We start from the raw sequence: 24,184 nt of genomic DNA, 5'->3' as shown, positions 1-24,184 counted from the left end.
AGGGCATAAGAGACGATCATCGGTGGCTTCCGGCACTTGTTCAACGCACGAATGCGCGACTAAAAGCTATCCGGATAATTTATTTACGATCCGGATTCAGCCGACGATCAAACCGGAACGGAATAGCCTCAGCCTGTTGAACTATCCGGAAGAACTCGGGATGTTCAGGATTTAACAGATAGTTATATTCTACAGGGGAGAGGGCACTGGGAACACGCAACGCAACAGCATCGCAGGCAGAGCACCAGGCGTCTCCATAGTCAGCCAGTTCTGCCGGTGCGTCTTCATCAGCCCAGTTTGCAGGCAACTCAGTGATATCAGCGGTCTGAATCAACGCATCGGGAACATCGATGCGCAGAAGTGTGAAAGCATCCAGGATGTGTGCTGAGTGCAGATGGACCAGTGTTTCCAGCAAAGTCAGTGATGCTGTTTCAGAAACATAAACCATGGAGATGCCGATGCTGTTCCAGCGGCCGCCCGCCTCTTTTGCGCCAAATCCCGTCCAGGCTGTTGAAAGATACTTTGTCTTGGTCAGCCTGTAGAGAATCAAGAGTAAACTCCGTGCTCCAGGCGCGTGATTAATTTCATGACCTCGTAAGCCCCGGTTTCAGACGCCATCAGTTCTGCGGGCATTTTCCAGCTCAGCGCCCTGTTAGGCTCATTCAACCATTTTTGCGCTTCATCCTTATCACCTTCGAACAGTTCAACTGCGCGATCAATGACACGGATAATACGTACCAGTCGTTCACTTTGTTCAGCGCTGAATTTCGCTTTCACGCTTCGGCTGAACGTCGTGGAGGGTATACCGGACATTTTGCGCAGGTCGTTTTGCGTAATCTTCGCCCAGTTGACGATCAGGTGAGCTACGTTGCCATCAAGGCCTTCATTAATCTGGCCCAGCAGGGCGACACCATCAGCGTTGTTCAGGCCTGCGGCCTGCCATAAGCGTGGCGGCCTGGTTTTGTTCGCAGAAAAGCTGAATGTTTTCATCTGTCACCTCCAATTGGTCATTTAACTATAACCATTTGGTGGGAGGGGCGCAAATTTCAGGATCTGATAAATCAGGAAAACCGGTCACTCTGAACCTTTCAGTGGCATGTGTCAGATCAAGTCGCGACTCACACATATTCATGAGTTTCATTAATGGGTGAACTGGCTGCCGGAAAAGGGGTTACGTCTGCACAAATAGCACTGGCATGGTTGCTGGCACAAAAATCGTGGATTGTTCCCATCCCCGGCACTACTAAACTGCACCGGCTGGATGAAAACCTGGGTGCTGCCGACATCACGCTTTCACAGGACGACGTGCGGCAGATAGAAGAGGCGCTTGAAACGATAGAAATCGTCGGCGAGCGTTACTCCCCTGAGCATCAGGCTCGTGTGGGCCGTTAAGATTCAGGCGGGTCTGCATCGAATTGCAGACCCGCTATTCCGGGTGCTGTTTACGGCTCGGATAACAGAGATAATAACCGGGAAATGCAGGGCACCAATCCTGCAGAATCTGAATTAGCTTTCCGGATTTTACATGCTCCCTGATCGTATCTTCAGGAACACAGGCAATACCAAAACCCGATAATACGGCATCGATTCTTTCTGACAGAAAATTAAACGTGACCTGTCCTTCAACTCTGACACGTAACGATTTTCCTTCCTTCACGAACTTCCAATGATAAAAGTTTTAATTTCGGCCATACGAGAGTTTGAGCTGCATGCTCCCCTGCGGATAAACGGATATTGCCAGAGAGCGTTCCATTGAGTTGAACCTGAAATTCATGCTCCTGCTCAAGATCGGCAATACGTGGCTCAGATAGGCCTGATTACATAACGCGAGATTAAAACGGCGTGCCTGACGTGCCGAACATGTCTGGGCCTATGCCTTTCACGCGCCGTCGAAACGGTGTTTTATCTGAGAAGGTCATGGTGAGGGGCGAGTTCCATTTCCAGGCGAGCCCCAGGCATAAGAAAGCCTTTATCTGGCGGACAAATCAGTCTATCTTTAAGGAAATGATCATTCTCTAATGGTGTTTGTGATGAACGATAACCGTTATAAAGAGCGGGGACGACCGCGGGCGTTTGATACCGATGCGGCACTGGACAGCGCAATGCTGGTATTCCGGCAAAAGGGCTATCACGCCACTTCGATCGGCGATTTGGGCCATGCTATGCAGCTCACTACCGGCAGCATCTATAAAGCTTTTACCGACAAGCGCACGCTGTTTGCAAACGTCTTCGCTCGCTATCTCTCAATGCGTAACAGCAGTTTAGCTGCGCGGCTGGCGCAATGTGAAAATGGCCGTGAGCAACTGGCGGCGCTACTCAATTTTTATGTGGATTCAGTGCGCGATGTCGAAGGTGAGCGCGGCTGTCTGGTGGCTGTCAGCGCCGTGGAGCTGCAAACTCTGGATGAGGAACTTGCCGGAGCCGTCAGCGCGGCGCTGATACGCAACCAGCAGAATCTGCAGCAGATAATCAGCCTGGGTCAGCAGGATGGTTCGGTCAATCCTGCACTGGACAGAGACGCCACCGCTTCGCTAATGCTTTGCATTGTTCTGGGGATGCGGGTCGCCGGTAAAGTTGCTGCGACCCGGCCCGATGCCAGCATCATCCCCCTGGCGCTGAAGTTACTCGACTAAATTTTTTACTCATTAAGGAAGTGATCGTTTCCTTATTATCCGGAGGTTTTATGCACGAATATCCACTCTACCAGCACCACTTTATTAACATTGACTCGCAGCGGCTGCACTACCTCAGCGCAGGCAGTGAACACGCTGAGGCTGTGGTTTTGCTCGCGGGTTTCCCGCAAAGCAGTTATGCCTGGCGGGAGGTTATTCCCTTACTTGCCAGCCGCTTTCATGTGATCGCACCCGACCTGCCAGGGCAGGGTGATTCTGACTTTCCAGCCAGTGGTTACGACACTGACAGCGTGGCAGAGCGCATACTGGCGCTGCTGAACAAGCTGGGTATCGAACGCTTTCATCTGGCCGGGCATGATATCGGGGCGTGGGTCGCCTGGTCACTGGCGGCAGGCCATCCCGAAAAGGTCAGCCGTCTCGCGCTGCTGGATGGCGGCATTCCCGGTATCACGCTGCCTGACTTACTGCCAATGGTGGGTGATAGCGCCTGGAAAACCTGGCATTTTGGATTTCACTGTGTGGATGATTTACCGGAAGCGCTGATCACTGGCAGAGAGGCGATCTACCTGGACTGGTTTTTTAACCGTAAGGCAGCCAATCCACATCGCATAGATGCGGCGGCCCGTCATGAATATCTGCGCGTTTTTCAGCAGCCCGGGGCCTTGCGGGCCGGACTGGCTTTTTACCGCGCTTTTGCACAGTCGGCAGAACAGAATCGACAGCGCGCGTTAAAAGGCAAACTGGCTTTACCGCTGCTGGCTGTCAGTGCCGACCAGGGATCGATACCCGATATGGCCACCCCGCTGCGCACCGTAGCGCATCAGGTAAGCAGTGAAACTGTTCTCAACTGCGGCCATTTTATTCCCGACGAACAACCCGAGAAATTAGCGGAAATACTGGCAGACTTCTTTATTCCCTCTCCGGATAAAAGCGAAATATCACCTCAGTGACAGTAGGGAAAGTAATGTCGTGTGGCGGATTATTAATATTATTGCTGATCCGCTGTTATCTCATACAGGTTTCCAATAAATAGCACTATCTTATTGATTTTTAAGTATGTAGAGCAGGCTGTTGCGCGTTGCTTTCTGTCGCGTGCTGTGAATAAATAAACGGTCATCAACGTCCGTCATCAGGATGAGATTAAAATAGCGGTCGGCAGCAGAGTGCCGATCGCATATTGCCGGGGCTGCTATGAATCAGGAAAAAGCACGACTGGCCGGGGAAATAAAAGCCAGAGTTAATGAACTTGAATCGCAGTTAGTGGCGATTCGACGTGATATCCATGCGCATCCGGAATTAGGCTTTGATACGCTGCGCACCGCCAGTCTGGTCACAGACTATCTGCAGGCGCTGGGGCTCAATCCCCGCACCGGCGTTGGTCGCAGCGGTGTTGTGGTGGATATCGACGGTGCAGAGCCGGGTAAGACGCTGCTGTTGCGCGCCGACATGGACGCGCTGCCAATCCATGAGCAGACCGGTCTGCCGTTTGCCAGCCGCTATCCCGGAAAAATGCACGCCTGTGGGCATGATATTCACACCGCAACGATGCTGGGTGTCGCAACGATCCTGCCGCACTATCGTCAGCAGCTCAAAGGCCGGGTCCGGCTGATATTCCAGCCCGCGGAAGAGACGCCAGAAAGTGGCGCTGAGGCGATGATTGCGGGCGGTGCGGCAGATGGCATCGACTGGGCCGTGACCCTCCATAACAAGCCTGAACTGGCTGCGGGAGAAGTCGCCCTGACGCGCGGGGCCAGCACTGCCTCCAGCGATGAATTCGACGTTACGGTGCATGGCGTATCGACCCACGCGGCACGTCCGCACATGGGCACCGATCCTATCATCGCGACCGTGTATCTCATCAGCCAGCTACAGACCCTCATCTCGCGTGAACGCGATCCCGCTCACTCCGCCGTATTGACCATCGGGCACATTCAGGGTGGTACCACCCACAATATCATTCCCGATAGCTGCCTGTTTCAGGGCACCATCCGTACTAAGTCGCCGGAAGTACGCGCTGCTATGGAAACCTCGTTTAAACGGATGTGCGAAGGGGTGGCGCTGGCGCAAAACGTACGGGTGGAGGTTAACTTCCAGCGTGGCGTGCCGCCTCTGATGAATGACGATCGCCTGATCGATTCACTGGAACAGATTCTGTCGCATCAGTTTGATAAGCCTATCATCGCGCAGCCCAGCGCCAGCTTTGGAGCCGAAGATTTTTCACTGTTCACGGAACGGGTACCGGGCTGCCAGATTCATATTGGATCGGCCACGCCGGGCCGTGACGATCACCTGCATAACTCCGACTATCAGCCGGACGAACGCAGCATTACCGCCGGGACGCAGGCGCTGACCCGCCTTGCAATTGATTTACTCTCTTAATAATAAATAAATGAGGTTTATATGATGATGCGTAACCGCCTGTTCACGGCTTCTCTGACCGTGGCACTGCTCGCCACTTCCGCGTTCAGCCAGGCGAAAGATTTCGGCACCCTGAAGTTTGCGACTGAAGCGGCTTATCCTCCTTTCAACCAGACCACACCGAGTGGCAAAATCGTCGGCTATGAGCCGGATATGGTGGCGGAGCTGGCTAAACGTGCTGGCTTTAAATATGAAATCATCGCCCAGAAATGGTCGGGCATGATCCCAGGTCTTATCGACGGTAAATATGATGCGGTGATCGATGCGGTGACCGTAACGCCAAAACGTGCTGAAGCGATCGATTTTACCCATCAGTACACCGTCAGCGTCTCCAGCTTTGTGACTGCGAAAAAAAGCCCGCTGGCCACGCTGCCAGGCAGCGGCACGATTGTGACGGCGGATGATGACGCCGGCATGAAAAAAGCGATCGACGATCTGAAAACCACCTTCAAAGGGAAAACCATCGCGGTGCAGGTCGCCACCATTCAGGCGGATTTCCTGCAGAAATACCTGGGCGACGTTGCCACTATCCGCACCTATCAGGCGGGTCCTGAAACCTTTGCCGACCTGATGAATGGCCGGGTGGATGCCGTCATGGCGTCTCGTACCAACCTCAACGCCTTTGTGAAAAAACATGCTGAGGCGATCAGCAGCAGCGGCTATGGCTTCTCCGGTGGCGTGCTGGGCGCAGGCTCGGCGATTGGTCTGCGTAAAGGCAACAGTGAGCTGCAGCAGGTGCTGAATCAGGCGCTGGACTCCATGATCAAAGATGGGACGCTGAGCAAACTGTCGATCAAATGGTTTGGCGAAGATGTCGCGCCGAAAGCATAACCGCTGATGCTGATGAATATTGACTGGCAGATACTGGGCTTCGGGGATGAGGGCTGGGGTGGCGTGCTGCTTAACGCCGCCGCCGTCACCGTCAGCGTGTCACTCTGCGCCTGGCTACTGGGTGCGTTGCTGGGCAGCGTGCTCTGCTGGATGCAGATTGCCGGTTCACGCTGGCAGCAGCGACTGGCGGCAGGCTACATCACACTGTTTCGCGGCGTGCCGGAACTGCTGGTGATCTACCTCTTCTACTTCGGTGGACGACAGGTGGTCTCCACCGTGGGCACCGCGCTGGGCTTCCCGGGACCCTTCGATGTGAACGGCTTTGTGGCGGGCGCGATTGCCATCGGGCTGATCTCCGGTGCCTATCAGAGCGGGGTGTTCCGTGGCGCTTTCTACGCCATTCCCGGCGGAACGCTGGAAGCGGCGACCGTGACCGGCATGGGACGGCTGATGATGTTTCGTCGCATTATCGTGCCGCAGGCGTTACGCACTGCGCTGCCCGGCATGGGCAACCAGTGGCAATCGGTGATCAAAGAGTCGGCGCTGGTCTCGGTAACCGGGCTGGTGGAAACGATGAACCAGGTCTCCACCGCAGCCAACTCCACCCAGATGTCCTTTTTCTTCTACAGCGTGGGTGCGGTGATCTACCTGATTATCACCACCTGTTCCGATATGGTTTTCCGCTACGTGGAAAAGTTTGCGATGCGCGGTCAACAGCGCGTGAAGGGGTAAGGAGTCCACGTGGATATCATGTTTTTACAGCAGACGCTGCTGGCGCTGCTGAAAGGATTGCCGCTGACCATCAACCTGGCGCTGCTCTCACTCTTTGGCGGCGGCGTGCTGGCGCTGCTGCTTAACCTGCTGCGCATGACGCGTGTCGGCAGCGTTTTCTGTCGCTTCTACGTCTGGCTATTTCGCGGTACGCCACTGCTGATCCAGATCTTTATGGTCTATTACGGCCTGGGCAGTTTACCGGCGGTGCGGGAAAGCTTGTTCTGGCCGCTGCTGCGCGATCCCTACTGGTGCGGCTTACTGGCGCTGATTCTCAATGATGCCGCCTATACCTCGGAGATCCTGCGCGGCGGGCTGCGTGCCGTCAGTCAGCAGTCGCTGGAAGCCGCTAAAGTCTCAGGCATGTCGTCGTATAAAATCTTTACCCGCATCACCTTACCGATTGCGATTCGACAGGCATTGCCGGCCTACAGCAATGAGATCATCTCGATGATCAAAGCAACGTCGCTGGTCAGCACTATCAGCCTGATGGAGATGACCGGCATTGCCGACTCGATAGTCTCTTCCACTTTCCGGGCGCTGGAGGTGTTCCTGAGCGCGGCGGTGATCTACCTGATACTCACCATGCTGGTCAGCAAAGGCGTATCGATGCTGGAACGACGCTTATCACCTTACTATTTTGGAGCACGCTCATGACCGCACCTACCATTATGCTGAGTCATCTCAGAAAGAGTTATGCGGGACACGAAGTGCTGCACGACATCAGCCTGACCGCGCAGGATGGCGATGTGATATCGCTGATTGGAGCCAGTGGGTCGGGCAAAAGTACGCTGTTACGCTGCATCCCGTTTCTTGAAGTACCACAGGCGGGTGAAATTGCGGTAGGCGAGGTGAACGTTACGCTGGATAACGCCGACGAAAAACTGAGCCGCGAGCAGCGCCGTCGCATCAAGTTGATGCGAATGCAGCTCGGCTTTGTATTTCAGAGCTTCAACCTGTGGCCGCATAAAACGGTGATGCAGAACATCATTGAAGCGCCGGTTCATGTGCAGAAGCGCAGCCATAAAGAGGCGATTGAAGAAGCAGAAGCGCTGCTCCATAAAGTGGGACTCTATGCAAAACGCGACGCCTGGCCGTCGCAGCTTTCCGGCGGACAGCAGCAGCGTGTGGCGATTGCACGGGCGCTGGCGCAGCAGCCGAAAGCGATACTGTTCGATGAGCCAACTTCCGCGCTGGATCCGGAGCTGGTGGGCGAAGTATTGCGGGTGATCCGCAGTCTGGCGGAAGAGGGACGTACCATGATTATCGTCACCCATGAAATGGGCTTTGCGCGTGACGTGTCGAACAAAGCGGTGTTTCTGCACCAGGGAATGATTGAGGAGTCCGGTTCGCCGGAACAGGTGTTTCTCGATCCGATCTCGCCACGCTGCCGCGCCTTTGTGAACAGCCACTTTGAGCGCAATGCAGGCTGAAGCGGCATTCTGATAAGGCTGACGCGCGGAAATTTCATGTTTTGAGATCAGAATACCCCCGGAAGATTTTCCGGGGTTTTTTACATCAGCCAGACCACGTTATCCAGAACGATCAGCGCGATCTTACGCCCGGTCCTGAGACGATGCAGCAGCAGGGCGGCCCGCTTCAACCATTGTCTGCCATTGCTGATAGCTGGGGCGGCTCTGGATTTTTGCATACCACGCTCTCAGGGCGCGACACTCGTCAGGAACAGCAAGATTCACCAAAGCCGCGAAAATCATTCCGCCGGTTACGGCGATATCCGCCATCGAAAACGTATTCCCCGCGACATAAGGCTGCGAGCGTAAAACGCCGTCAAAGTAGTGCATCCCTCTGATGGCCTTTTCACGCATCTTCGCACCCCATTCCGGATTCTGATAGAGCTCCACCTCCGGCCCCAGTCCTGCTGTGGCATGATGGAAATAGACGCTGACCGCATCAAGAAATTCGATCTCAGCCCGTTTGGTCATCATATGGATAACGCCTTTTTCTGCCGGCGTGACGCCAGTCAGAACCGGATTGTCATCCAGCACATCGAGATATTGCGTAATGGCGGTGCATTCAGCGATCAGCGTTCCGTCATTCAGCGCTAGAACCGGCAGTGTTCCTGAATAATTGATCGCTAAAAATTCAGGTTTTTTATGCTCACCTTTCCACAGGTTGACCGGAATAAATTCGACCTCAGAAAGTAATCCCTTTTCCGCCAGGGCAATCCTGACCCGTGCAGGATAAGGGCCATCATACCAGTCATAAATCTTCATCGTGGGGAGTGACGGAACTGCAGATGCATTGTGGATATCAGTCATGATTGAATTACCTACCTGTCAATTGGTAGGTGGATTGTGATGCCGAACTTTTCTCCTGTCAATCCCTGTCTACCAGTTGGCAGGTAAATATTTTCCCCTTATAATGCGTCTCCACCTCCTGAAGGAAAACTGAGTTATGAGCCTGAACGCGCGTGAAGCCATTCTGGCCGCAGCAAAAAGTGCTGCCCAGAATCATGGCTATAACGGGATTAATTTTCGCAGTATCGCTGACGAGGTAGGCATCAAGAATGCCAGTATCTATTATCACTTCGCCAGTAAGGCCAATCTGGGGGCCGCGGTTGCCAGCCGATACTGGCAGGATACGGCTGAGGATTTAAAGACTATACGCGAGCAAAGTGCCTCACCGGATGAAGCGTTGCAGCGCTATCCGCAGATTTTCCGCAAGTCGCTTGAAGATGCCAACCGGCTCTGTCTCTCCAGCTTTATGGCGGCGGAATATGAAGATCTGCCCGAGGAAGTGAAGCGTGAGGTTCAGTGTTTTGTCGATGCGAACGTCAAGTGGCTGACAGAGGTCCTTTGCGAAAAGTCGCCCGATAACGCGGAGAAAAATGCGCAGCGTGCGCTGGCAATTTACACCGCAGTTGCTGGCGCGCAGTTAATAGCCCGCACGCGCCAGGATATAACCATTTATGATAACCTGATTGCGACCTATCAGGAGAGCGGCCTGATTCCGCTGTCACACTGAATTAAAACGACACCGCGCCTGAAAGAGATGCAGGCGTCAGCACTCAGAGCTTCAGGGCTATCAGTGAAAGCAGCAGTGAACATTCAGGGTTAAATTGCACTATGGCGCAAGCCGCCTGCCAGTTGTGTGAACACGTCGATCATCTTTGGCAGCGCCTTTTCCGGCTCGCTGCTGGAAGCGACCCACAGTGCGGCATTCAGCGCCGCGCTGTTCAGCAGATGAGCGGCGGCATCGGCGTCGACCGGCTTCATTATCCCGCTGTCGATAAGACGGGTAATCGTTTCACGCGTGGCTTCCAGGCAGCTGTTCTGGCTGGGCCATTGCGAAGGATCTCCCAGAAAAGCCGGGCCATCGCGCAGCACAATACGTTGCACTTCGGCATCCATTGCCATGCGGATATAGGCGATGCCTTCAGCCACCAGCTTCTCCCACGCATCGCTCACCCCAGACGCTGCCGCTTTAGCCTGCTGGGCCATTTCGCCATCAACCTGTGCGACGACCGCCGCAAGCAGCCCCTTTTTGTCACCAAAATTGTGGTAGAGCGCCCCGCGTGTCAGACCTACGCTGGCCGTCAGTTCATCCATTGATGCGGCGGCAAAGCCTTTTTCGGCAAAGGCTGTGCGTGCTGCTGCAATCAGTTTTGCCCGGTTCTCTTCCATTGTTTCAGCGCGACGTTTAGCGGCCATACACTCTCCTTTCACATACGCGAGGTATATTAATTGACATACGCGGCGTATGTGTGATTAATGTGACATACGCCGCGTATATTAAATCAAACTCGTGTGCGCTGCATCCTGCAATCCCCTAAAGACTATTGAGGAAATTCTATGATCACCCGCGAACCCATTTTTCCTGCCAATCGTCACGCTCTCTATGAGCAGCATGGTTATTCAGCGGCTATCCGCTCAGGCGATCTGCTATTTGTCTCAGGTCAGGTGGGCAGCCGTGCCGACGGCACGCCGGAGCCTGATTTTGCTGCTCAGGTTGAACGGGCATTTGAGAATCTGGCAGCCACGCTCGCTGCGGCTGGGTGTACCTTTGACGATCTGATCGATGTCACCACATTTCACACCGATCCGGAGCATCAGTTCGAAACCATCATGCAGATAAAGCAGCGCGTTTTTCCGCAGCCTCCTTATCCTAACTGGACAGCGGTGGGTGTGACGTGGCTGGCGGGATTTGATTTTGAAATCAAGGTGATTGCGCGCATTCCCGATCAACGGGACCAACGGAGCCTGTCACAGAGTGCATAAAGCGTGAGTGGCAATCTGCCAGGTCTGAAACGGGTAGTAAGGGGATAGCGAACGCGGTCAGCTATCCCGCCATGAACATGGTGGAGGAAGAGGAGATGTTAACCTCCAGGAACATATATCGACATCTTCAGCGAGTGCGCATCATTCGACATAAAACTGGAATAACTAAAGGTTCTCCTCACGCCATCCTTGCCTGTGAGGCACTTTACTCCGGAGACGGGCGCTGCGATGACATGCTGGTTCCACCATTCGCTGAATTCCTGGCACTCGTGCTCAAGCCGGGTAATGAGTGACTGAAAAGCGGGGTTGTGCGCATTTCGATCGTAGTCAGCATGAAACAGACCCAGCATTCTCTGGGCTTCCTGATGCCATGTCTCGCCGAACAGCGTCCGGGCCTCAGAGGTGGTCAGCATGAAAATCAGGATGTTCCTGTCTTCATCGGATAACAGGCTGAAATCTGTGATCAGGTCTGCTGCTGCGCTGTTCCAGACCAGCACGTCCCAGTGTGCGTTGGTAATGTAAGCGGGTTCTGCTAAGCCCTGAATCAGTTTTATCAATCCCTCAGTAATGACCGCGTCGTTGTCGGGAACGGATTTCCTGCGGGTCAGCGACTGCAGATGCAGTACTTCAACTTTATCAAGTTCAAGCGCCCGGCCAAGCGCACTGACAATGCGATCAGAGAGCGTCTCCACCCGTCCCTGTTCGATTTTCGTATACCATTCTGTGCTGACGCCAATCCTGGCCGCGACTTCTTCGCGTCTTAATCCCGGCGTGCGACGCCTTTCACTTGATCGTAATCCCTTGTTATCAGGCTTGATGCGAGCGCGGCGGGAACGCAGGAAATGACTTAATTCACTTTTTGGCTGCATGGGTTAACCTGGTCGTGATTTATACCTGTATAAAACTAGTCTATTCTCGCCGCTGTTAAGGCCTTTTATAGTCACCTTCTCTACATAAGATGAGGGTGAAACTATGAAAGCAGCTGTGCTCGAAGCGTTCGGGAAACCACTCAGCATTCAGGATGTACCGCCACCGATCCTCGGAACAGGGGAGGTGATTGTGGATGTTTTTGCGGCACCGATTCTTTCTTACGCCAGAGAGGTATTCAGTGGCGAAAGAAAATATCTTTTACCCCCACCGGTTATTCCCGGCTGTGGGGCAATTGGTCGGGTACGTGAAACCGGCCCCGATGCGGCCTGGCTTAAACCCGGCGACTGGGTTTTTTGCGATCCGACAGTCCGATCGAGAGATAACGCTCAATCACCTGAAATCGTATTGCAGGGCTGGAGTGCACGAGGTGAGGGCGGGCAAAAAATCCAGCAGTATCATTTGAATGGCAGCTTCGCTGAACAGATTCGTGTTCCCACTGAAAACGCACTGCCAATCGGTAATATCGATCCTGCTGACGCCTCAGCCTGGTGTGCCATCAATACGTTGCTGGTGGCTTATGGCGGTTTGCTGGCCATGGAGCTTAAAGCCGGTGAGAACGTGCTGGTAAGTGGGGCCACCGGTAATTTCGGTAGTTCAGCGGTTCTGGCCGCTATCGCAATGGGTGCCAGTAAAGTCATTGCACCCGGACGCAACCCGCAGGTTTTACAGGATCTCAGGAAACGGTTTGGTTCGCGGATAGAAACCGTCACGCTGAGCGGCATGGCCGATAAAGATATCAGCGCGATGAAAAGCGCGGCGGGTGGGCCAATCGATGCCGTGCTCGACCTGCTCCCGCCTTCAGCTGAGGCATCGGCGGCGCGCAACGCCATTATGTCGGTAAGGCCTTATGGTCGTGCTGTGCTGATGGGAGGCGTTGGCATGCTGGGCGGCGATGATCTGGCACTCCCTTATCCGTGGATCATGCGTAATCTCATCACGATTAAAGGACAGTGGATGTATGAACATGAAGCTGTTTACACACTGGTGGGGCTTATCCGGGCAGGACTGCTGGATCTCAGCCATTACGCAGTAACGGAATTTACACTGAGTGAGATTAATCATGCCATTATTCACGCAGCCGAAAATAGTGGCCCCTTTAAACTGACGGTAGTTCGTCCATAACTTTATGTAATCAACAAAGGTCTCTGCGCCTGGTTCACGCATCAGGGCTTCATGTCGCCCGGAGACCACAGCAAAAAACCGTGCGTCCCTACATCGGGCAATCTGCACCGCAAGATGTCCACCGCCGCCTCCCGCAGCGTTAATCAATACAGTTTCCCCTTTAATGCGACTGGCACGTGGGGAAAGATGCAAAAGATTGGGGGCATCATGGCCGTTTTTCTGGATCAGCGACAAGGGTGTCCCGGGGTCATCGGGACCAGCCAGAAACGACATAATCCACCATCGGCTGGAGTTTCTCTCTCGTTACGCCAGCCTTTGCCTGAACAGCCATGCCCTGCGCTACAGTCATAAGGTATTTCGCTAACATTTCACAATCAGCGGATGAAGAAAGCTCGCCCTCGTGCTTTGCACGTTTGAGCCTCTCAAGTAAAGCCGTCTCCGAGCCAATGCGGCGAGTGATCAATTCCTGGCGAATGGTCTCAGCCCCCTCTGAACATGCCAGAGCGCCATTAATACCGAGACATCCCCGGCATTCACCACCGAGCGTGTGAGTATCCAGCATGCCATTAAGAATGAGTCGCACCGCATCATGAACGTTTGGTTCCTGGAGTGCTCCGGTCATAAAAGCCATATATCTGACTTCATATCTCTCCAGCGCTTTACGGAAAAGGCTCTCTTTGTTTCCAAAGGTGGCGTAAAGACTCGGACGCGCAACGCCCGTCGCACGTGTCAGGTCATCAAAGGAGGTGCCTTCGTAACCGTTTTTCCAGAACACCACCAGGGCTGCTTCTAAAGCGACCTCCGCGTCAAATTCGCGATGTCTTCCCATTTACCCTCCGATTCTATAACGGTCATTATGAAAAAATTGACGGGCTGCGTCCAACTCTGTAGTAATAATACTGTAACGATCAGTATTGAATTTTTTTTGCTGGCGCAGATGATAGCGTTTGGCCCGAAACAGAGAAGGGAAGAGCATGAACGAAGAGCAGCAAAACCAGCGCGTTGCCGTTGTTAAGGACTATTTTCGCAAACTTGACTCGGGCGATTCGTCAATGATGGATCTTCTGACAGACGACATTCAGATCTACTTTCCAAAGTTCGGTGTGGGATACGGAAAAGCTGAAGTGGCTCGCGCCGCTCAGGGAATGATGAGCACCCTGCAAAAGATCGAGCACGACTTCGAGCGGATGAATATTCTGGTTGCGGGCGATCATGTTGTCGTTGAAGGGTTTGAGAGTGGAATCAGCGCTAACGGAACGCCCTGGCCTGTAAAGGATCGCTCTGAAGGCCGTTACTGTAACGTTTTCCAGTTCGATGGGCTTAAAATTAAGCGGCTTCACATCTATACCGATCCCGATTTCGACAGCACGCATGAAGAGCGATTTTTGTGGCCAGCGGTCGGCATGACCCGTTCAGATGACATCTGATTGGTGAAGTGACATGCGTTCAGGATGGATCTCCATGCTGACGCAGCTGCTCACCTGTGCAATCACTATCGAGCTCTTTGCACTCTGGGCGCGGTTCCTGAAGCGTTTAAGCTCATACTCATGTTGAGAAAATCGACGTGCCTGAGAAGATATTTTAAGCGTTTTCTGCGCTCAGCCACAGCGGTATAACTGGGTTGAAATGCGAGCTTCAGGAGCCATCAAGCCCCAGCGTTTCACGACGCAGGAAGGCCCAGTCAATCAGAGCAGTCATTGATGGCCCAAGCGCTTTTCCCAGATCGGTAAGTGAGTACTCAACACGCGGAGGGACTTCGGGATAAACCGTGCGAGTCACGATGCCATCCTTTTCCAGTTGCTTAAGCTGCTGGATCAGCATTTTTTGATTTACGCCCTCAATCCGGCGCTCCAGCTCGGAAAAGCGCAGCGGGCCTTTAGCGGCGAAAAGCTGACAGATAATAATTGTCTTCCATTTACCTTCAATAATCTTCAGCGCTTCGGTGGTAGCCTTAGCCCACACCAGTCGCTGCTCCGGAATATCACAACGCCAGTCTCTTTCCATACTTACCTTCAGGTTAGTAACCCACTATTTTGTCGGTTCTTGTTGTTTATTCAGTGAATATATAGGGTATCTCACTTCAACACAGAATCAGGAGCGAAATATGAAAATCGGCGTAATTGGCACAGGTAATATCGGTGGTACCCTGGCACGGAAGCTCAGTGAAGCGGGGCACAAGGTAAAAATCGCTAATTCACGCGGAGTTGATGGCGTGCGTGGTTTTGCGGGTGAAATTAATGCAGAACCCACAGACATCAGGGGAGCGGTTACAGACGTCGAAGCCGTAATTCTCTCCATTCCGCTGCCGGCACTTAGCAGCCTGCCTGATGGGCTTTTCGATCACCTTCCATCCCATGTCCCGGTGATCGACACCAGCAACTACTATCCTGGCCTGCGCGATGCACCGATTACTGCACTGGATAATGGGCAGACCGAAAGCGAATGGGTTCAGGAGCAAATCGGGCACCCTGTGGTTAAAGCTTTTAATAACATCCTTGCCGACTCGCTCGCCGATCTGGGCCAGCCGCAGGGAAGTCGGGGTCGTCTGGCAGTTGCCGTAGCGGGAGATCATCCTGATGGTGTGCAGACGGCCATGTCACTGATTAACGACACCGGTTTTGATCCTGTGTTCTCTGGGACTATCGCTGAATCATGGCGTCAGCAGCCCTGCACACCTTGTTACTGCTGTGACTGGGAAGCGCCCGTAATGCTGCGAGCTCTGGCGTTGGCCAGAAAGGGCGAAGGGCTGACCCGGCTGCCACAGCTTTATGCCAGTTTCGCGACGCTGGGTGATGCGCCCTCTCATCAGGATATTATTGAAAATAACCGTGCCATAAACTGGCCGGTTTAAATTTCCTGGGAAGAATAATCTGTCTGCGTTGATGATCTGGCTAAGGTGACTGAATATTTCACTGAGTTTTGCATTCCTTGCTGGACTTGTCACGATCACGATGCCGGTGAGGCTTGGCTCGGGTTCGCTTTAATCAATATCAGATAGCCACACTGTGTCGTTCAGGTGAGAGAAATCTCTGAGCAAACCTGACTGTGATAATCGACGGCCAACGGTTTATCCCCCGGCCCTTCTGATTATTCAGATATCGTCCTGTCAGATTAAAGCCCCGTTCCGGGGCTTTATCACTCTCATTTTTGACCCGACTTATTTCTGCATGACGCCACTATATCGTCAGAACTGACATATTCCCGGGTCTGAACACCTGTAATGCCCAGCATGGTTGAGAAAAGGTTGTCCTGAGAATATTTTTGCGTGGTGGCTTGCTGGCTCAGGCACTTGTAGTCCACGGCATAACGCTGCTGGTAATTGGGCGAAAGCCAGATAAGCAGCGGCACGCGAGTCTGGGCTTCAGGCGCGATAGCATAGGGCAGGCCATGCAGATAGACACCTTTCTCTCCCAGCGACTCACCATGATCGGAAAGATAAACCAGGCTTGTCGTAAACTCGTCCTGATGGGCTTTGAGTAATTCAATCGCTTTGTCGACGATATAGTCCGCATACAGGATGGTGTTGTCATAAGTATTAATCAGCTGGTCCTGAGAACACTCCTGAATCTGATTTGTTTCACAGGTGGGCGTGAATTTGCGGAACGCCGGGGGGTAACGATGGTTGTAGGTTGGCCCGTGGCTGCCTATTGTATGCAACACGATAAGACCATTCCCCTGAAGCTGTTTGATATACTCCTCCAGACCATGGAAAAGCACCTCATCATAGCACTCGCCTTTAATACACATTCCCGGAAGATTCAGGGCTGTCATATCCTGATTAGGGATCCTTTCGCAGGCCCCTTTGCATCCCGCATCGTTCTCATTCCATAAAACACTCAGCCCTGCACGCTGAATAATATCCAGTAGCCCCTCCTGATGACTGGCCAGGGCATCATCGTAGTGCTTGCGCGGCATGTTCGAAAACATGCAGGGAACGGAGACCGCCGTGGATGTGCCACAGGAGGAGACGTCAGGAAAATAGACGACGTCATCTTCCGCCAGCAGTGGATTGGTTGGCCGTGAATAACCTCCCAGAGAAAAATTGGCGGCGCGTGACGTTTCACCCACAACCAGAATCGTCAGGTTTTTTTTAGGGCCGTTCAGCATGTGGGGGAGTTGATGCGCATCTTCGCCTATTTTCACCAGGGGAAGATTCGCCCGCTCGCGGTGATTATAGTAAGAGAGCGAGGCGGCAATAAAATTAGACGGACTCAGGGATTTCACCAGCTCGTGATTATTACGAAACAGTGAGGCGTAATCCTTATAAAACAACATGGCTATCACGGCTATCAACACAACAGAAATCACCAGACTTAAAGCGCGCTCAAGCACTCCTTTCCACACCGGAACCGACTTTTTAAACGCGGGCCAGAAGGCAAGTACAGCCATAAAAATGCCGGTAAAAAATATTACCACTATCATCTTAGGCGTCAGCAGCGCCATGCTTTCTGCTGGCGTGGTATCCACCATGTTGGTGATCATTGAACGGTCAAGAATGATGCCATAGTGCTGAATAAAGTACTGAGCCGTGGCAGAGACAAAGATAAATAGTGCAATGGTTATCCTGTCCAGCCAGAGAAATGAGGCAATAGTCACCACAATATTGATGACGCTAAAAGCCACAAGGGGCATGGAGAACAAAAAAAGAATATTTTTAAGCTCATTTAGCGGTATAAGTGAATATGCCTGCCGGTAAAAGGCGAGATTGAGAAAAACCGAGATATAAATTGAGAATAATATAATAAACGTAACGCGGTGCATCACGGGCTGACTGATTGTGAATCGTGGCATAAAGGTATTCCGTAACCTTGAAAAAATTGAGCCAATACAGATTATTTCTGAATTGATTAGTGATAATTAATAAAATTCATGTGCTGTGAACCACAGGTAGAAGAAGCTAATGACTATGATCATAGAAATTACCACTGTAAAACATTCACTTGATGATGGTCTGAGCATGACAGGTGCCTGGGAAAGAAAGGGTTCATAATTGTCAATGTTAAGTAAAAATTAACCTTTTGCTACAGTTTGTGCGGTTAACTTTTCTATTATGTGGTCGGGTTCACACTTTTACGGTGAAGATGCTGAAAAGGATAAGATAGGGGCGTGAGATAATTGAGACGCCAGAGAGCAGCTGTCGCCGAAGATAAGAACAGGCACTCACAGAATAAATTGTGTCAGTACCTGTTGATACTGCTCAGTACAATCTATGAGCCGCTGAATTCCCCAACTGAAAGTGGTGCATCGTAATAGTTAGCATGCGCAGCATTGCTCTACAGGCTTGTCCTTAAGCCTGAGAGATCCAGATTACTCTCCGGCGAGTGCGGTAATAAAGTCACGATAGGTATGCAGTGGGCGGCCAGGCAGGGTGACCAGACGTTCCCGGTCGCCCTCTTGTGGAATCATCCCATCACTGACGTAACGTTCAGCCATCAGCCGCATTTCATACGCCATCCAGCGCGGCATAAACTCCGCCATATTGGCTTCGAATACATCCGGATTATCTCCTCCATAAATTACCGGACGGCCCAGAAGCTGTTGCCAGGCTGCTGCTGCCTCTTCTCCGTTGAGCGTATCCGGCCCCACGAGATTGAGCGTTTCGACCGGTAATTCTTCGCTGGCCTGGTCGCGCCTTATCAGTTCAATTGCCGCCACTTCAGCAATATCCCGTGTATCGACCATTACAGTTACGGATTATCAGACCTCTTTACGGCCCAGATAACGCTCTTTCATCAGTGACAGTTTTATGCCGATATCCAGCGCCGGCGATGGCGGCATAAAACTGGCCTTGCCCAGCGACAGCATATCCGCAATATATGGGTTGTCCTGTTTCATCATGAAATCCGCCAGAAGACTGCCCGCCACGGTCTGTTTTGAAACACCTGCACCGTTACAGCCACTCGCCGTACAGATAAATTTGTTCAGCATGCCCCATTCAGGCGCGCTGTTTCGCGTAACGCTGATGGTGCCGGACCAGGTATGGGTTATCTTCACACTGCCCAGGGTCGGATAGACTTTATGAAATAAGCGCTGATGCAGCTGGGTTGCCTGCCAGGTCTGCGCGGCATTCACCTGACCGCTGAGTGCGGGTATTACGTGCTGGCGAATCAGGAAACGGCGGTCTGTGGTAAAACGGAAGGTTGCACCGGCAATCGCATTAACCGGCGTAAGCCCCCAGCTCTGCATAGGAGGCAGGGTGGCCAGTTGTTCATCCGTCAGCGGATCGGTAATGCTGGCGAAGGTCGCCATTGCAGCCTGCCGCGAAAGCCCGGGTCGCAACTCGGGCGATAATGCGTTGGTGGCCAGCATCACCTTTGGCGTTTTGATGATGCCAAACGGTGTCAGCACTTCAGCCATGCTGCCGTAGCGAATCCCCAGCACTGGCGTGTTATCGAAGCGTTGAACATTTTCAGGTAAAGAGTGGTTTAGCCCGGCGATCAACTGCGCCGGATTAACCAGCACACAGCCAGGTGTGTATATCCCTTTGCTGTAAAAGCGCGTGCCGAGTTTAAGGTAAAGCTCCTCGCTGTCTGACATCTGCCACGGCTCATCCATTAAATCGAGGTGGCTGGCGTACTCTTTTAAAATACGATCACTGCCACGTTCAGCCTGGCAGTGATATTTACCGACCTGTTCCCAGTCGCACTGAAGATGATGCTGAGAAATAACCTGTCCCAGCTGGCGAATGCCTTCCTGAAGCAGGTTACGGTAAGCGTTGGCCTTTTTTAATTCAGCGGTGGAGCTGCCAATATTATGAGGCAGGCCGATAACAAACCCGGAATTACGTGCCGATGCGCTTTCTCGTGTGCTGTGCGCATCGACGATGATAATTTTCAGGTCGGGATTGATTTCAGCCAGGCGGCGCGTAAAGGCAACACCTGCAAATCCCGCGCCGACGATAACCCAGTCGGCAGTGATATCCTCTCGCAGCATGGGCTGCGGCGTAAAACAATGCTCACCCGCAGGCCAGCCCAGTTGATTGTGATTAAATGGTATCGATGCGTAGCGCAATTCCCTGTGCCCTTATCTGAAAAATAAAGCAATTTTATAAGTTAAAGCGGGATATCTGTGCCAGCGGTAATCTGATTATTGTTGATTTCAGACAAGTAAAATTCAGGTGGATGATTTTTGAGTTAACAACCAAAGGTGGCACGAATTTTCGAAGAAGAGATGATAACGCGACTGTTATGTGTTTTATTTGCTGGTGTCAAAGACCGAAACCAGTGATCTGCAAAGCGGTATTCATAAAGCGCGAGCAGGGGAGAGCGAAATGGAACAGGTCGCGCTATTAACTGGCAATTTCGAGTGAGAATCCGCCCGTGAAACCGATGACTGTAAGGCATCAAAGCGTTTTATAGATTTCAGCAATGACCTGCATCGTTGCCTCTTCTATAGTTCCTTCATTGCGACATAAAAACCAGCTGTGGTTAGTCATCTCCTGCTCGAACGCTCTGGTGCAAGCGACATGCTCTTCCAGCCTGTGAATCACTGTACTCCCCAGCCCACGCGATCGTGCCGCGGCTCGTTCCCATGAAATCTCAGGTGCCGTGACCACCCCGACATGCAGATCTGGCGCTCGCACATTGAGCTTAATGTTTCGCTGCAAAATCTCTGCAAAGGGCACCATCCGCCGAAACGCGGCATCAGACGGATACCAGCGATCCATCAGGATAATGCAGTTCCCGGGCTGTTTAGTGAGTACATTCTGTGAAATCCAGGCACGGCTAACGGCAAAGCGTTCACAAATATCCTGTTCAAGATCAACGGAGGGATTTCTGGCGAGCCTGTTAACCAGTGCCATTGTTTCCGCCCTGAAGGGATCGCTTTTTTGCTCGCTAAGTCGGATCACCTTCCTGTTATCTGCTCTTAGCACTTGCGTAATGGACTCCAGCAGAGTGGTTTTACCGGTTCCCTTGGGCCCATCCAGAGAAACAAAAAGCTGACGACTCATGCCTGGAATGAGAAGTGAGGAAAGATTTTTGTGAATCGTGCATCCGGTAAAAACATCTTATTTTCCTGGTTTAATAGCTGAAGTTACATCGTTCTCTGTAGCAGTATGGCATGTCAGCGTGAGCATGATTTTAAACAAACACTGATAAACACGCTGGTAACGGTTCTGACTCACGAGTTTATAGAACAGGATGTTAGTCAGATAAGCTTAATAGTTGAGGCCTGTGCGGTGTAGTTTAAGGGAAGCGTCTGGAAAACGGAAAAGATCGTGCCTGTTCTGCCATTTACCCATTCAAACGCATGTCCTTAATCGCAATAACGAGCCCTCAAAGGCAATCCCCCGGTACGTGCAGGAATCTGGCGAGTAGAAATTATCTATATTATGCTCATAAGCCCTTGTTAAATTGATCCTAATCCAATCCTGCCTAAGGTGGTTAAATGTCTGACGAAAGGGAAATCAAACTGGAGACTGCTTTAAAACTGGCGGCCGATCATCCAGCAGAACGACCTGAGTTTTACCGGGTACTGTTAGATTCATCTCTTTACGTCCTGGGTAGTTCCGGAGGGGCAACGGGTGATGGTGAGGTCGAACTAAAGGCGGGTGAGAATATCTCGATTCAGCACTGGGAAAAACCGGATGGAACGCCTGTCATTCCGGTATTCAGCTCGCTTGCCACCCTGCAGCGGGCCATCAGCCAGGAAAGTAAATACATGAAGTTGCCTGCCAGAGCCTTTTTTGAAATGACGCGGGGAGAGGGTGTGTTTCTTAATCCCAGGTCGGATTACGGAAAGGAGTTTGTGCCGGAAGAAATAGAAGCCATGCTGGCGGAAGGAACGGGTCGCCTGCCGCAGACAAGGGTGGTTGAGGAAGAAACACAGGTATTAGTGGGAGTACCTGCCGTTGTTCCGGACAGGCTTCTGAAAGAGTTATCAGCCTGGTTTGCAAAATGTCCCGGGGTCAGCCGTGCATTCCTGGTTTTAATGCACGACCCGTCAGTCGATGATAAACCGCATTATCTGGTGGGGGTGGAAATGAGCGGTGATGTGCAAGAGGTGATGCGTGGTGCGGGTCTTGTCGCAGCGGATACCTCTCCGGATGGGCAGGCGGTGGATCTGATGCGCCTTGGCCAGAACGACAAAGGTCTGGACTCACATATCAGGTCGCAGTTTACGCCATTCTATGTGCGGAGCATGAAGCAAAAACTAAAGGGCATGTTTGGACGCTGAACGGCTTCTGAATGTTGTCTTGTAACCAGCGTAGTAAATCGGGGGTGACTTTGATCTCCGGTTTCAACAGTGCCAGTGATAGTGACTGAAATAGGTGATCCAGGGCGGATTTATCTATGTCCGCTATGAGTGAGGAGTGGACTTTATGCTTCGGGCTTAATCAGGCGTAACAGAGCGGCCCTGCACATGCGCCTCGTCTATCTGAGTACGTGCGTGAAAGCTCACGGATCAAAGGCTCAGGCCTCGTTAAACCCCTCAATTCGTAAAAATTCTTATCAGCAGTTACCGATCACCGGGTAAATGAAAATCAAAAAGACCCACATTAATTGACGATTAGTGCGCTTATGCACAGGATAATCCCTTTATAACTATACGTTGATTAAACAACATTAATCTTTCTTAATACATTCAATTATCTTTACTATTTGCATGAAAGATGCACTCTTTCCACAGTGTTACAAAGTTGTTTTTCCCTCCGCATTCAGCCCGCTTATAACTTTATGGCGGTAACAAAAATAATACCGTTTATAAAAAGATTATTAAGAGGGATGAATATGAAAACACTGACAAGAAGGCATTTTATGGCTTTTGCGGCAGGAGGAACGGTCGCGCTTGCGGCGGGTCAGGCCATGGCACATGACAACGGCGTAAAGACGTTTCCGGCAGGGAGCGGAGGACGAGATCCCGGACCACATGACCCTATTCGTGAGGCTGAAAGTCCGGACATCGTAAATCCGCCCGTTACCGACAGCGGAACGCTGCCAAACCTTCACTTTTCTTTCAGTGATGCGCACGTACGCAAGGGAAGCGGTGGCTGGACGCGTCAGGTGACGCAGCGGGAGCTGGGCATATCTACGACGATTGCGGGTGTGGACATGCGCCTCAATGCCGGAGGTATTCGCGAACTGCACTGGCATAAAGAGGGGGAGTGGGCTTACTTGACTTATGGCAACGCGCGGATTACCGCTTTTGACGCCAGCGGAGGATGGTTTGTTGATGATATCGCTGCAGGTGACCTATGGTATTTTCCGCCCGGTATTCCCCATTCGATTCAGGGTCTCGGTCCCGACGGCTGTGAATTTTTACTGGCTTTTGACGACGGAAATTTTGATGAGGATAGCACTTTTCTGCTGTCAGACTGGTTAAGGCATATTCCCCCGGAAATTCTCGCCAAAAACTTCAGGGTTCCGGTATCTTCATTTTCTCACCTGCCTTCACCTGATGATGAGTACATTTTTGCCGGCAACGTTCCGGGCAGCCTGGAATCAGACAGTATAAAAGGCGGGGTGAAGTCGAAAATCCGCTTTACCCACAAAATGCTGGCTCAGGATCCGGTACGCGCGCCGGGAGGAACCGTCAGGATCACGGATTCATCCAATTTTCCGGTTTCAAAAACGATTGCTGCCGCACTGGTGGAAATTGAGCCAGGCGGACTGCGCGAGCTGCACTGGCATCCTAACAATGATGAATGGCAGTATTACCTTGAAGGAGAGGGGCGGATGGGGGTCTTTGCATCATCCGGTCAGGCAAGGACTTTTGACTACCGCGCCGGCGATGTGGGATATGTTCCTTTTGCTATGGGACACTACATCGAAAACACCGGTAAGGGACCACTGCGTTTTCTTGAGCTTTTTAAAAGTGATTACTATGCCGATATTTCGCTTAACCAGTGGCTCGCCAGTACACCAGCTGAACTTGTCCGGCAACACCTGCACCTGGATGAAGAGTTTATGAACATGCTTTCACTCAAAAAGAACCCGGTGGTGAAGTAACCGGCTCAGTCGTTACCTGATTAATAAGGATTGACGCTGACCTATTCCTGTTTAAATTAAAGTGTCCGCTTTTAGCATAAAGCGGACACTTATATCGGTAATGCAATATCTCACCTGCCACTTAAAATGGTGCAATAGCATCAGCATTGCTCTTACAGGGATGGGGAAGTCGTTACTCAACTGAGACAGCAGGGCAGTTAAATCATCAGGAAGCATCTGCTATTAACAGGGGACATTTCCAGATTTTACCTGGTAGCCAGACATGAAAACGAAGTTTAGCTTATGTCTATCC

The 24,184-nt window shown here is 52.0% G+C and carries 25 protein-coding genes and 2 pseudogenes; 15 read left to right on the top strand and 12 right to left on the bottom strand.

Translation table 11 applies throughout. The features are described from left to right. Positions 1–79: 79 nt before the first annotated feature. Both ACVKSX_RS10490 and parS read right to left on the bottom strand, forming a co-directional pair. A complete protein-coding gene (locus ACVKSX_RS10490) occupies positions 80–550 on the bottom strand; it encodes an RES family NAD+ phosphorylase (RefSeq protein ID WP_354438678.1) in 471 nt (156 codons plus the stop codon). Continuing rightward, complete coding sequence (gene parS / locus ACVKSX_RS10485; protein ID WP_033760867.1) at positions 547–990, bottom strand: type II RES/Xre toxin-antitoxin system antitoxin; 444 nt, start codon at positions 988–990, stop codon at positions 547–549. Before parS ends, ACVKSX_RS10490 begins: the two co-directional genes overlap by 4 nt. A 144-nt stretch (positions 991–1,134) precedes the next feature. Here parS and ACVKSX_RS10480 point away from each other — a divergent pair. Next, positions 1,135–1,392: pseudogene (locus ACVKSX_RS10480) on the top strand (aldo/keto reductase); the annotation flags it as partial. Between the two features lie 34 nt (positions 1,393–1,426). On the opposite strand, the pseudogene ACVKSX_RS10475 reads toward ACVKSX_RS10480, so the two are convergent. Beyond that, positions 1,427–1,805 (bottom strand): annotated as a pseudogene (locus ACVKSX_RS10475) (LysR substrate-binding domain-containing protein); the annotation flags it as partial. Between the two features lie 213 nt (positions 1,806–2,018). On the opposite strand from ACVKSX_RS10475, the gene ACVKSX_RS10470 reads away from it, so the two are divergent. From ACVKSX_RS10470 to ACVKSX_RS10440, 7 genes are all read left to right on the top strand, one after another. Beyond that, positions 2,019–2,633 (top strand): TetR/AcrR family transcriptional regulator, encoded by a 615-nt coding sequence (locus ACVKSX_RS10470; protein WP_122889524.1) that lies wholly within the window; start codon positions 2,019–2,021, stop codon positions 2,631–2,633. Between the two features lie 50 nt (positions 2,634–2,683). Next, positions 2,684–3,583 carry an alpha/beta fold hydrolase gene (locus ACVKSX_RS10465; protein WP_187506729.1) on the top strand — a complete coding sequence of 300 codons (900 nt, stop codon included), beginning with the start codon at positions 2,684–2,686 and terminating at the stop codon, positions 3,581–3,583. A gap of 241 nt (positions 3,584–3,824) precedes the next feature. Beyond that, positions 3,825–5,012: a M20 metallopeptidase family protein gene (locus ACVKSX_RS10460; RefSeq protein ID WP_354438680.1), complete on the top strand. Its 1,188-nt coding sequence runs from the start codon at positions 3,825–3,827 to the stop codon at positions 5,010–5,012. A 21-nt stretch (positions 5,013–5,033) separates the two neighbouring features. Further along, positions 5,034–5,882: an ABC transporter substrate-binding protein gene (locus ACVKSX_RS10455; RefSeq protein ID WP_022624593.1), complete on the top strand. Its 849-nt coding sequence runs from the start codon at positions 5,034–5,036 to the stop codon at positions 5,880–5,882. 6 nt (positions 5,883–5,888) lie between these two features. Next, a complete protein-coding gene (locus ACVKSX_RS10450; protein WP_176442685.1) occupies positions 5,889–6,614 on the top strand; it encodes an ABC transporter permease in 726 nt (241 codons plus the stop codon). Between the two features lie 9 nt (positions 6,615–6,623). Further along, positions 6,624–7,310 (top strand): ABC transporter permease, encoded by a 687-nt coding sequence (locus ACVKSX_RS10445; RefSeq protein ID WP_010246777.1) that lies wholly within the window; start codon positions 6,624–6,626, stop codon positions 7,308–7,310. Further along, complete coding sequence (locus ACVKSX_RS10440; RefSeq protein WP_010246775.1) at positions 7,307–8,086, top strand: ABC transporter ATP-binding protein; 780 nt, start codon at positions 7,307–7,309, stop codon at positions 8,084–8,086. Before ACVKSX_RS10445 ends, ACVKSX_RS10440 begins: the two co-directional genes overlap by 4 nt. Before the next feature lie 123 nt (positions 8,087–8,209). Here ACVKSX_RS10440 and ACVKSX_RS10435 read toward each other — a convergent pair whose 3' ends face one another. Then, a complete protein-coding gene (locus ACVKSX_RS10435; RefSeq protein WP_354438683.1) occupies positions 8,210–8,932 on the bottom strand; it encodes a glutathione S-transferase in 723 nt (240 codons plus the stop codon). A 136-nt stretch (positions 8,933–9,068) separates the two neighbouring features. On the opposite strand from ACVKSX_RS10435, the gene ACVKSX_RS10430 reads away from it, so the two are divergent. After that, on the top strand, positions 9,069–9,638 hold the full coding sequence (locus tag ACVKSX_RS10430) for a TetR/AcrR family transcriptional regulator (RefSeq protein ID WP_050679225.1): 570 nt from the start codon (positions 9,069–9,071) through the stop codon (positions 9,636–9,638). An 89-nt stretch (positions 9,639–9,727) separates the two neighbouring features. On the opposite strand, the gene ACVKSX_RS10425 is transcribed toward ACVKSX_RS10430, so the two are convergent. Continuing rightward, complete coding sequence (locus ACVKSX_RS10425) at positions 9,728–10,324, bottom strand: TetR/AcrR family transcriptional regulator (protein WP_033760897.1); 597 nt, start codon at positions 10,322–10,324, stop codon at positions 9,728–9,730. 141 nt (positions 10,325–10,465) lie between these two features. Here ACVKSX_RS10425 and ACVKSX_RS10420 point away from each other — a divergent pair, with 141 nt between their 5' ends. Further along, entirely contained in the window at positions 10,466–10,891 is a 426-nt protein-coding gene (locus ACVKSX_RS10420; protein ID WP_033768711.1) for a RidA family protein, read from the top strand. 98 nt (positions 10,892–10,989) lie between these two features. On the opposite strand, the gene ACVKSX_RS10415 is transcribed toward ACVKSX_RS10420, so the two are convergent. Beyond that, the gene (locus ACVKSX_RS10415) at positions 10,990–11,760 is read right to left on the bottom strand and encodes a helix-turn-helix transcriptional regulator (RefSeq protein ID WP_033768709.1); all 771 of its coding nucleotides are present in this window, start codon (positions 11,758–11,760) and stop codon (positions 10,990–10,992) included. A gap of 103 nt (positions 11,761–11,863) precedes the next feature. Here ACVKSX_RS10415 and ACVKSX_RS10410 point away from each other — a divergent pair, with 103 nt between their 5' ends. Continuing rightward, positions 11,864–12,943 (top strand): zinc-binding dehydrogenase, encoded by a 1,080-nt coding sequence (locus ACVKSX_RS10410; RefSeq protein ID WP_187493046.1) that lies wholly within the window; start codon positions 11,864–11,866, stop codon positions 12,941–12,943. Between the two features lie 247 nt (positions 12,944–13,190). Here the strand turns inward: ACVKSX_RS10410 and ACVKSX_RS10405 are convergent, their stop codons facing one another. After that, a complete protein-coding gene (locus ACVKSX_RS10405; protein WP_031594298.1) occupies positions 13,191–13,772 on the bottom strand; it encodes a TetR/AcrR family transcriptional regulator in 582 nt (193 codons plus the stop codon). A 145-nt stretch (positions 13,773–13,917) separates the two neighbouring features. Between ACVKSX_RS10405 and ACVKSX_RS10400 the strand changes: the two genes are divergently transcribed. Further along, positions 13,918–14,370 carry a nuclear transport factor 2 family protein gene (locus ACVKSX_RS10400; protein ID WP_167423250.1) on the top strand — a complete coding sequence of 151 codons (453 nt, stop codon included), beginning with the start codon at positions 13,918–13,920 and terminating at the stop codon, positions 14,368–14,370. A gap of 208 nt (positions 14,371–14,578) precedes the next feature. Here the strand turns inward: ACVKSX_RS10400 and ACVKSX_RS10395 are convergent, their stop codons facing one another. Beyond that, positions 14,579–14,947, bottom strand: a complete 369-nt coding sequence (locus ACVKSX_RS10395; protein ID WP_187500387.1) for a winged helix-turn-helix transcriptional regulator — start codon at positions 14,945–14,947, stop codon at positions 14,579–14,581. Between the two features lie 100 nt (positions 14,948–15,047). Between ACVKSX_RS10395 and ACVKSX_RS10390 the strand changes: the two genes are divergently transcribed. Next, complete coding sequence (locus ACVKSX_RS10390; RefSeq protein ID WP_346441480.1) at positions 15,048–15,794, top strand: NADPH-dependent F420 reductase; 747 nt, start codon at positions 15,048–15,050, stop codon at positions 15,792–15,794. Between the two features lie 290 nt (positions 15,795–16,084). On the opposite strand, the gene eptA is transcribed toward ACVKSX_RS10390, so the two are convergent. The 4 genes from eptA to ACVKSX_RS10370 form a co-directional block, all read right to left on the bottom strand. Beyond that, positions 16,085–17,734 carry a phosphoethanolamine transferase EptA gene (eptA, locus tag ACVKSX_RS10385; protein ID WP_354438685.1) on the bottom strand — a complete coding sequence of 550 codons (1,650 nt, stop codon included), beginning with the start codon at positions 17,732–17,734 and terminating at the stop codon, positions 16,085–16,087. A gap of 516 nt (positions 17,735–18,250) precedes the next feature. Continuing rightward, on the bottom strand, positions 18,251–18,625 hold the full coding sequence (locus tag ACVKSX_RS10380; RefSeq protein ID WP_010670615.1) for a Rossmann-fold NAD(P)-binding domain-containing protein: 375 nt from the start codon (positions 18,623–18,625) through the stop codon (positions 18,251–18,253). Positions 18,626–18,640: 15 nt separating this feature from the next. Then, positions 18,641–19,954: an NAD(P)/FAD-dependent oxidoreductase gene (locus tag ACVKSX_RS10375; protein WP_354438687.1), complete on the bottom strand. Its 1,314-nt coding sequence runs from the start codon at positions 19,952–19,954 to the stop codon at positions 18,641–18,643. A 331-nt stretch (positions 19,955–20,285) separates the two neighbouring features. Next, positions 20,286–20,894: a dTMP kinase gene (locus ACVKSX_RS10370; RefSeq protein WP_354438688.1), complete on the bottom strand. Its 609-nt coding sequence runs from the start codon at positions 20,892–20,894 to the stop codon at positions 20,286–20,288. A gap of 437 nt (positions 20,895–21,331) precedes the next feature. On the opposite strand from ACVKSX_RS10370, the gene ACVKSX_RS10365 reads away from it, so the two are divergent. Continuing rightward, positions 21,332–22,120 (top strand): enhanced serine sensitivity protein SseB C-terminal domain-containing protein, encoded by a 789-nt coding sequence (locus tag ACVKSX_RS10365; protein WP_010246741.1) that lies wholly within the window; start codon positions 21,332–21,334, stop codon positions 22,118–22,120. Positions 22,121–22,674: 554 nt separating this feature from the next. Beyond that, positions 22,675–23,892: a cupin domain-containing protein gene (locus ACVKSX_RS10360; RefSeq protein WP_354438690.1), complete on the top strand. Its 1,218-nt coding sequence runs from the start codon at positions 22,675–22,677 to the stop codon at positions 23,890–23,892. Positions 23,893–24,184 lie beyond the last annotated feature (292 nt).

The sequence above is a fragment of the Pantoea sp. PvP021 genome, assembly GCF_054056055.1.
Note: the sequence above shows the minus strand (reverse complement) of the source record. Positions and strands in the feature narration are given on the sequence as shown.

What these genes read in the sequence shown, in the direction of transcription:
- eptA (WP_354438685.1), bottom strand. Translation starts at nt 17,734, where the DNA reads ATGCCACGATTCACAATCAGTCAGCCCGTGATGCACCGCGTTACGTTT.
- ACVKSX_RS10455 (WP_022624593.1), top strand. Translation starts at nt 5,034, where the DNA reads ATGATGATGCGTAACCGCCTGTTCACGGCTTCTCTGACCGTGGCACTG.
- ACVKSX_RS10470 (WP_122889524.1), top strand. Translation starts at nt 2,019, where the DNA reads ATGGTGTTTGTGATGAACGATAACCGTTATAAAGAGCGGGGACGACCG.
- parS (WP_033760867.1), bottom strand. Translation starts at nt 990, where the DNA reads ATGAAAACATTCAGCTTTTCTGCGAACAAAACCAGGCCGCCACGCTTA.
- ACVKSX_RS10460 (WP_354438680.1), top strand. Translation starts at nt 3,825, where the DNA reads ATGAATCAGGAAAAAGCACGACTGGCCGGGGAAATAAAAGCCAGAGTT.
- ACVKSX_RS10450 (WP_176442685.1), top strand. Translation starts at nt 5,889, where the DNA reads ATGCTGATGAATATTGACTGGCAGATACTGGGCTTCGGGGATGAGGGC.
- ACVKSX_RS10425 (WP_033760897.1), bottom strand. Translation starts at nt 10,324, where the DNA reads ATGGCCGCTAAACGTCGCGCTGAAACAATGGAAGAGAACCGGGCAAAA.
- ACVKSX_RS10465 (WP_187506729.1), top strand. Translation starts at nt 2,684, where the DNA reads ATGCACGAATATCCACTCTACCAGCACCACTTTATTAACATTGACTCG.
- ACVKSX_RS10365 (WP_010246741.1), top strand. Translation starts at nt 21,332, where the DNA reads ATGTCTGACGAAAGGGAAATCAAACTGGAGACTGCTTTAAAACTGGCG.
- ACVKSX_RS10390 (WP_346441480.1), top strand. Translation starts at nt 15,048, where the DNA reads ATGAAAATCGGCGTAATTGGCACAGGTAATATCGGTGGTACCCTGGCA.
- ACVKSX_RS10435 (WP_354438683.1), bottom strand. Translation starts at nt 8,932, where the DNA reads ATGACTGATATCCACAATGCATCTGCAGTTCCGTCACTCCCCACGATG.
- ACVKSX_RS10430 (WP_050679225.1), top strand. Translation starts at nt 9,069, where the DNA reads ATGAGCCTGAACGCGCGTGAAGCCATTCTGGCCGCAGCAAAAAGTGCT.
- ACVKSX_RS10360 (WP_354438690.1), top strand. Translation starts at nt 22,675, where the DNA reads ATGAAAACACTGACAAGAAGGCATTTTATGGCTTTTGCGGCAGGAGGA.
- ACVKSX_RS10420 (WP_033768711.1), top strand. Translation starts at nt 10,466, where the DNA reads ATGATCACCCGCGAACCCATTTTTCCTGCCAATCGTCACGCTCTCTAT.
- ACVKSX_RS10410 (WP_187493046.1), top strand. Translation starts at nt 11,864, where the DNA reads ATGAAAGCAGCTGTGCTCGAAGCGTTCGGGAAACCACTCAGCATTCAG.
- ACVKSX_RS10395 (WP_187500387.1), bottom strand. Translation starts at nt 14,947, where the DNA reads ATGGAAAGAGACTGGCGTTGTGATATTCCGGAGCAGCGACTGGTGTGG.
- ACVKSX_RS10440 (WP_010246775.1), top strand. Translation starts at nt 7,307, where the DNA reads ATGACCGCACCTACCATTATGCTGAGTCATCTCAGAAAGAGTTATGCG.
- ACVKSX_RS10380 (WP_010670615.1), bottom strand. Translation starts at nt 18,625, where the DNA reads ATGGTCGATACACGGGATATTGCTGAAGTGGCGGCAATTGAACTGATA.
- ACVKSX_RS10370 (WP_354438688.1), bottom strand. Translation starts at nt 20,894, where the DNA reads ATGAGTCGTCAGCTTTTTGTTTCTCTGGATGGGCCCAAGGGAACCGGT.
- ACVKSX_RS10415 (WP_033768709.1), bottom strand. Translation starts at nt 11,760, where the DNA reads ATGCAGCCAAAAAGTGAATTAAGTCATTTCCTGCGTTCCCGCCGCGCT.
- ACVKSX_RS10400 (WP_167423250.1), top strand. Translation starts at nt 13,918, where the DNA reads ATGAACGAAGAGCAGCAAAACCAGCGCGTTGCCGTTGTTAAGGACTAT.
- ACVKSX_RS10405 (WP_031594298.1), bottom strand. Translation starts at nt 13,772, where the DNA reads ATGGGAAGACATCGCGAATTTGACGCGGAGGTCGCTTTAGAAGCAGCC.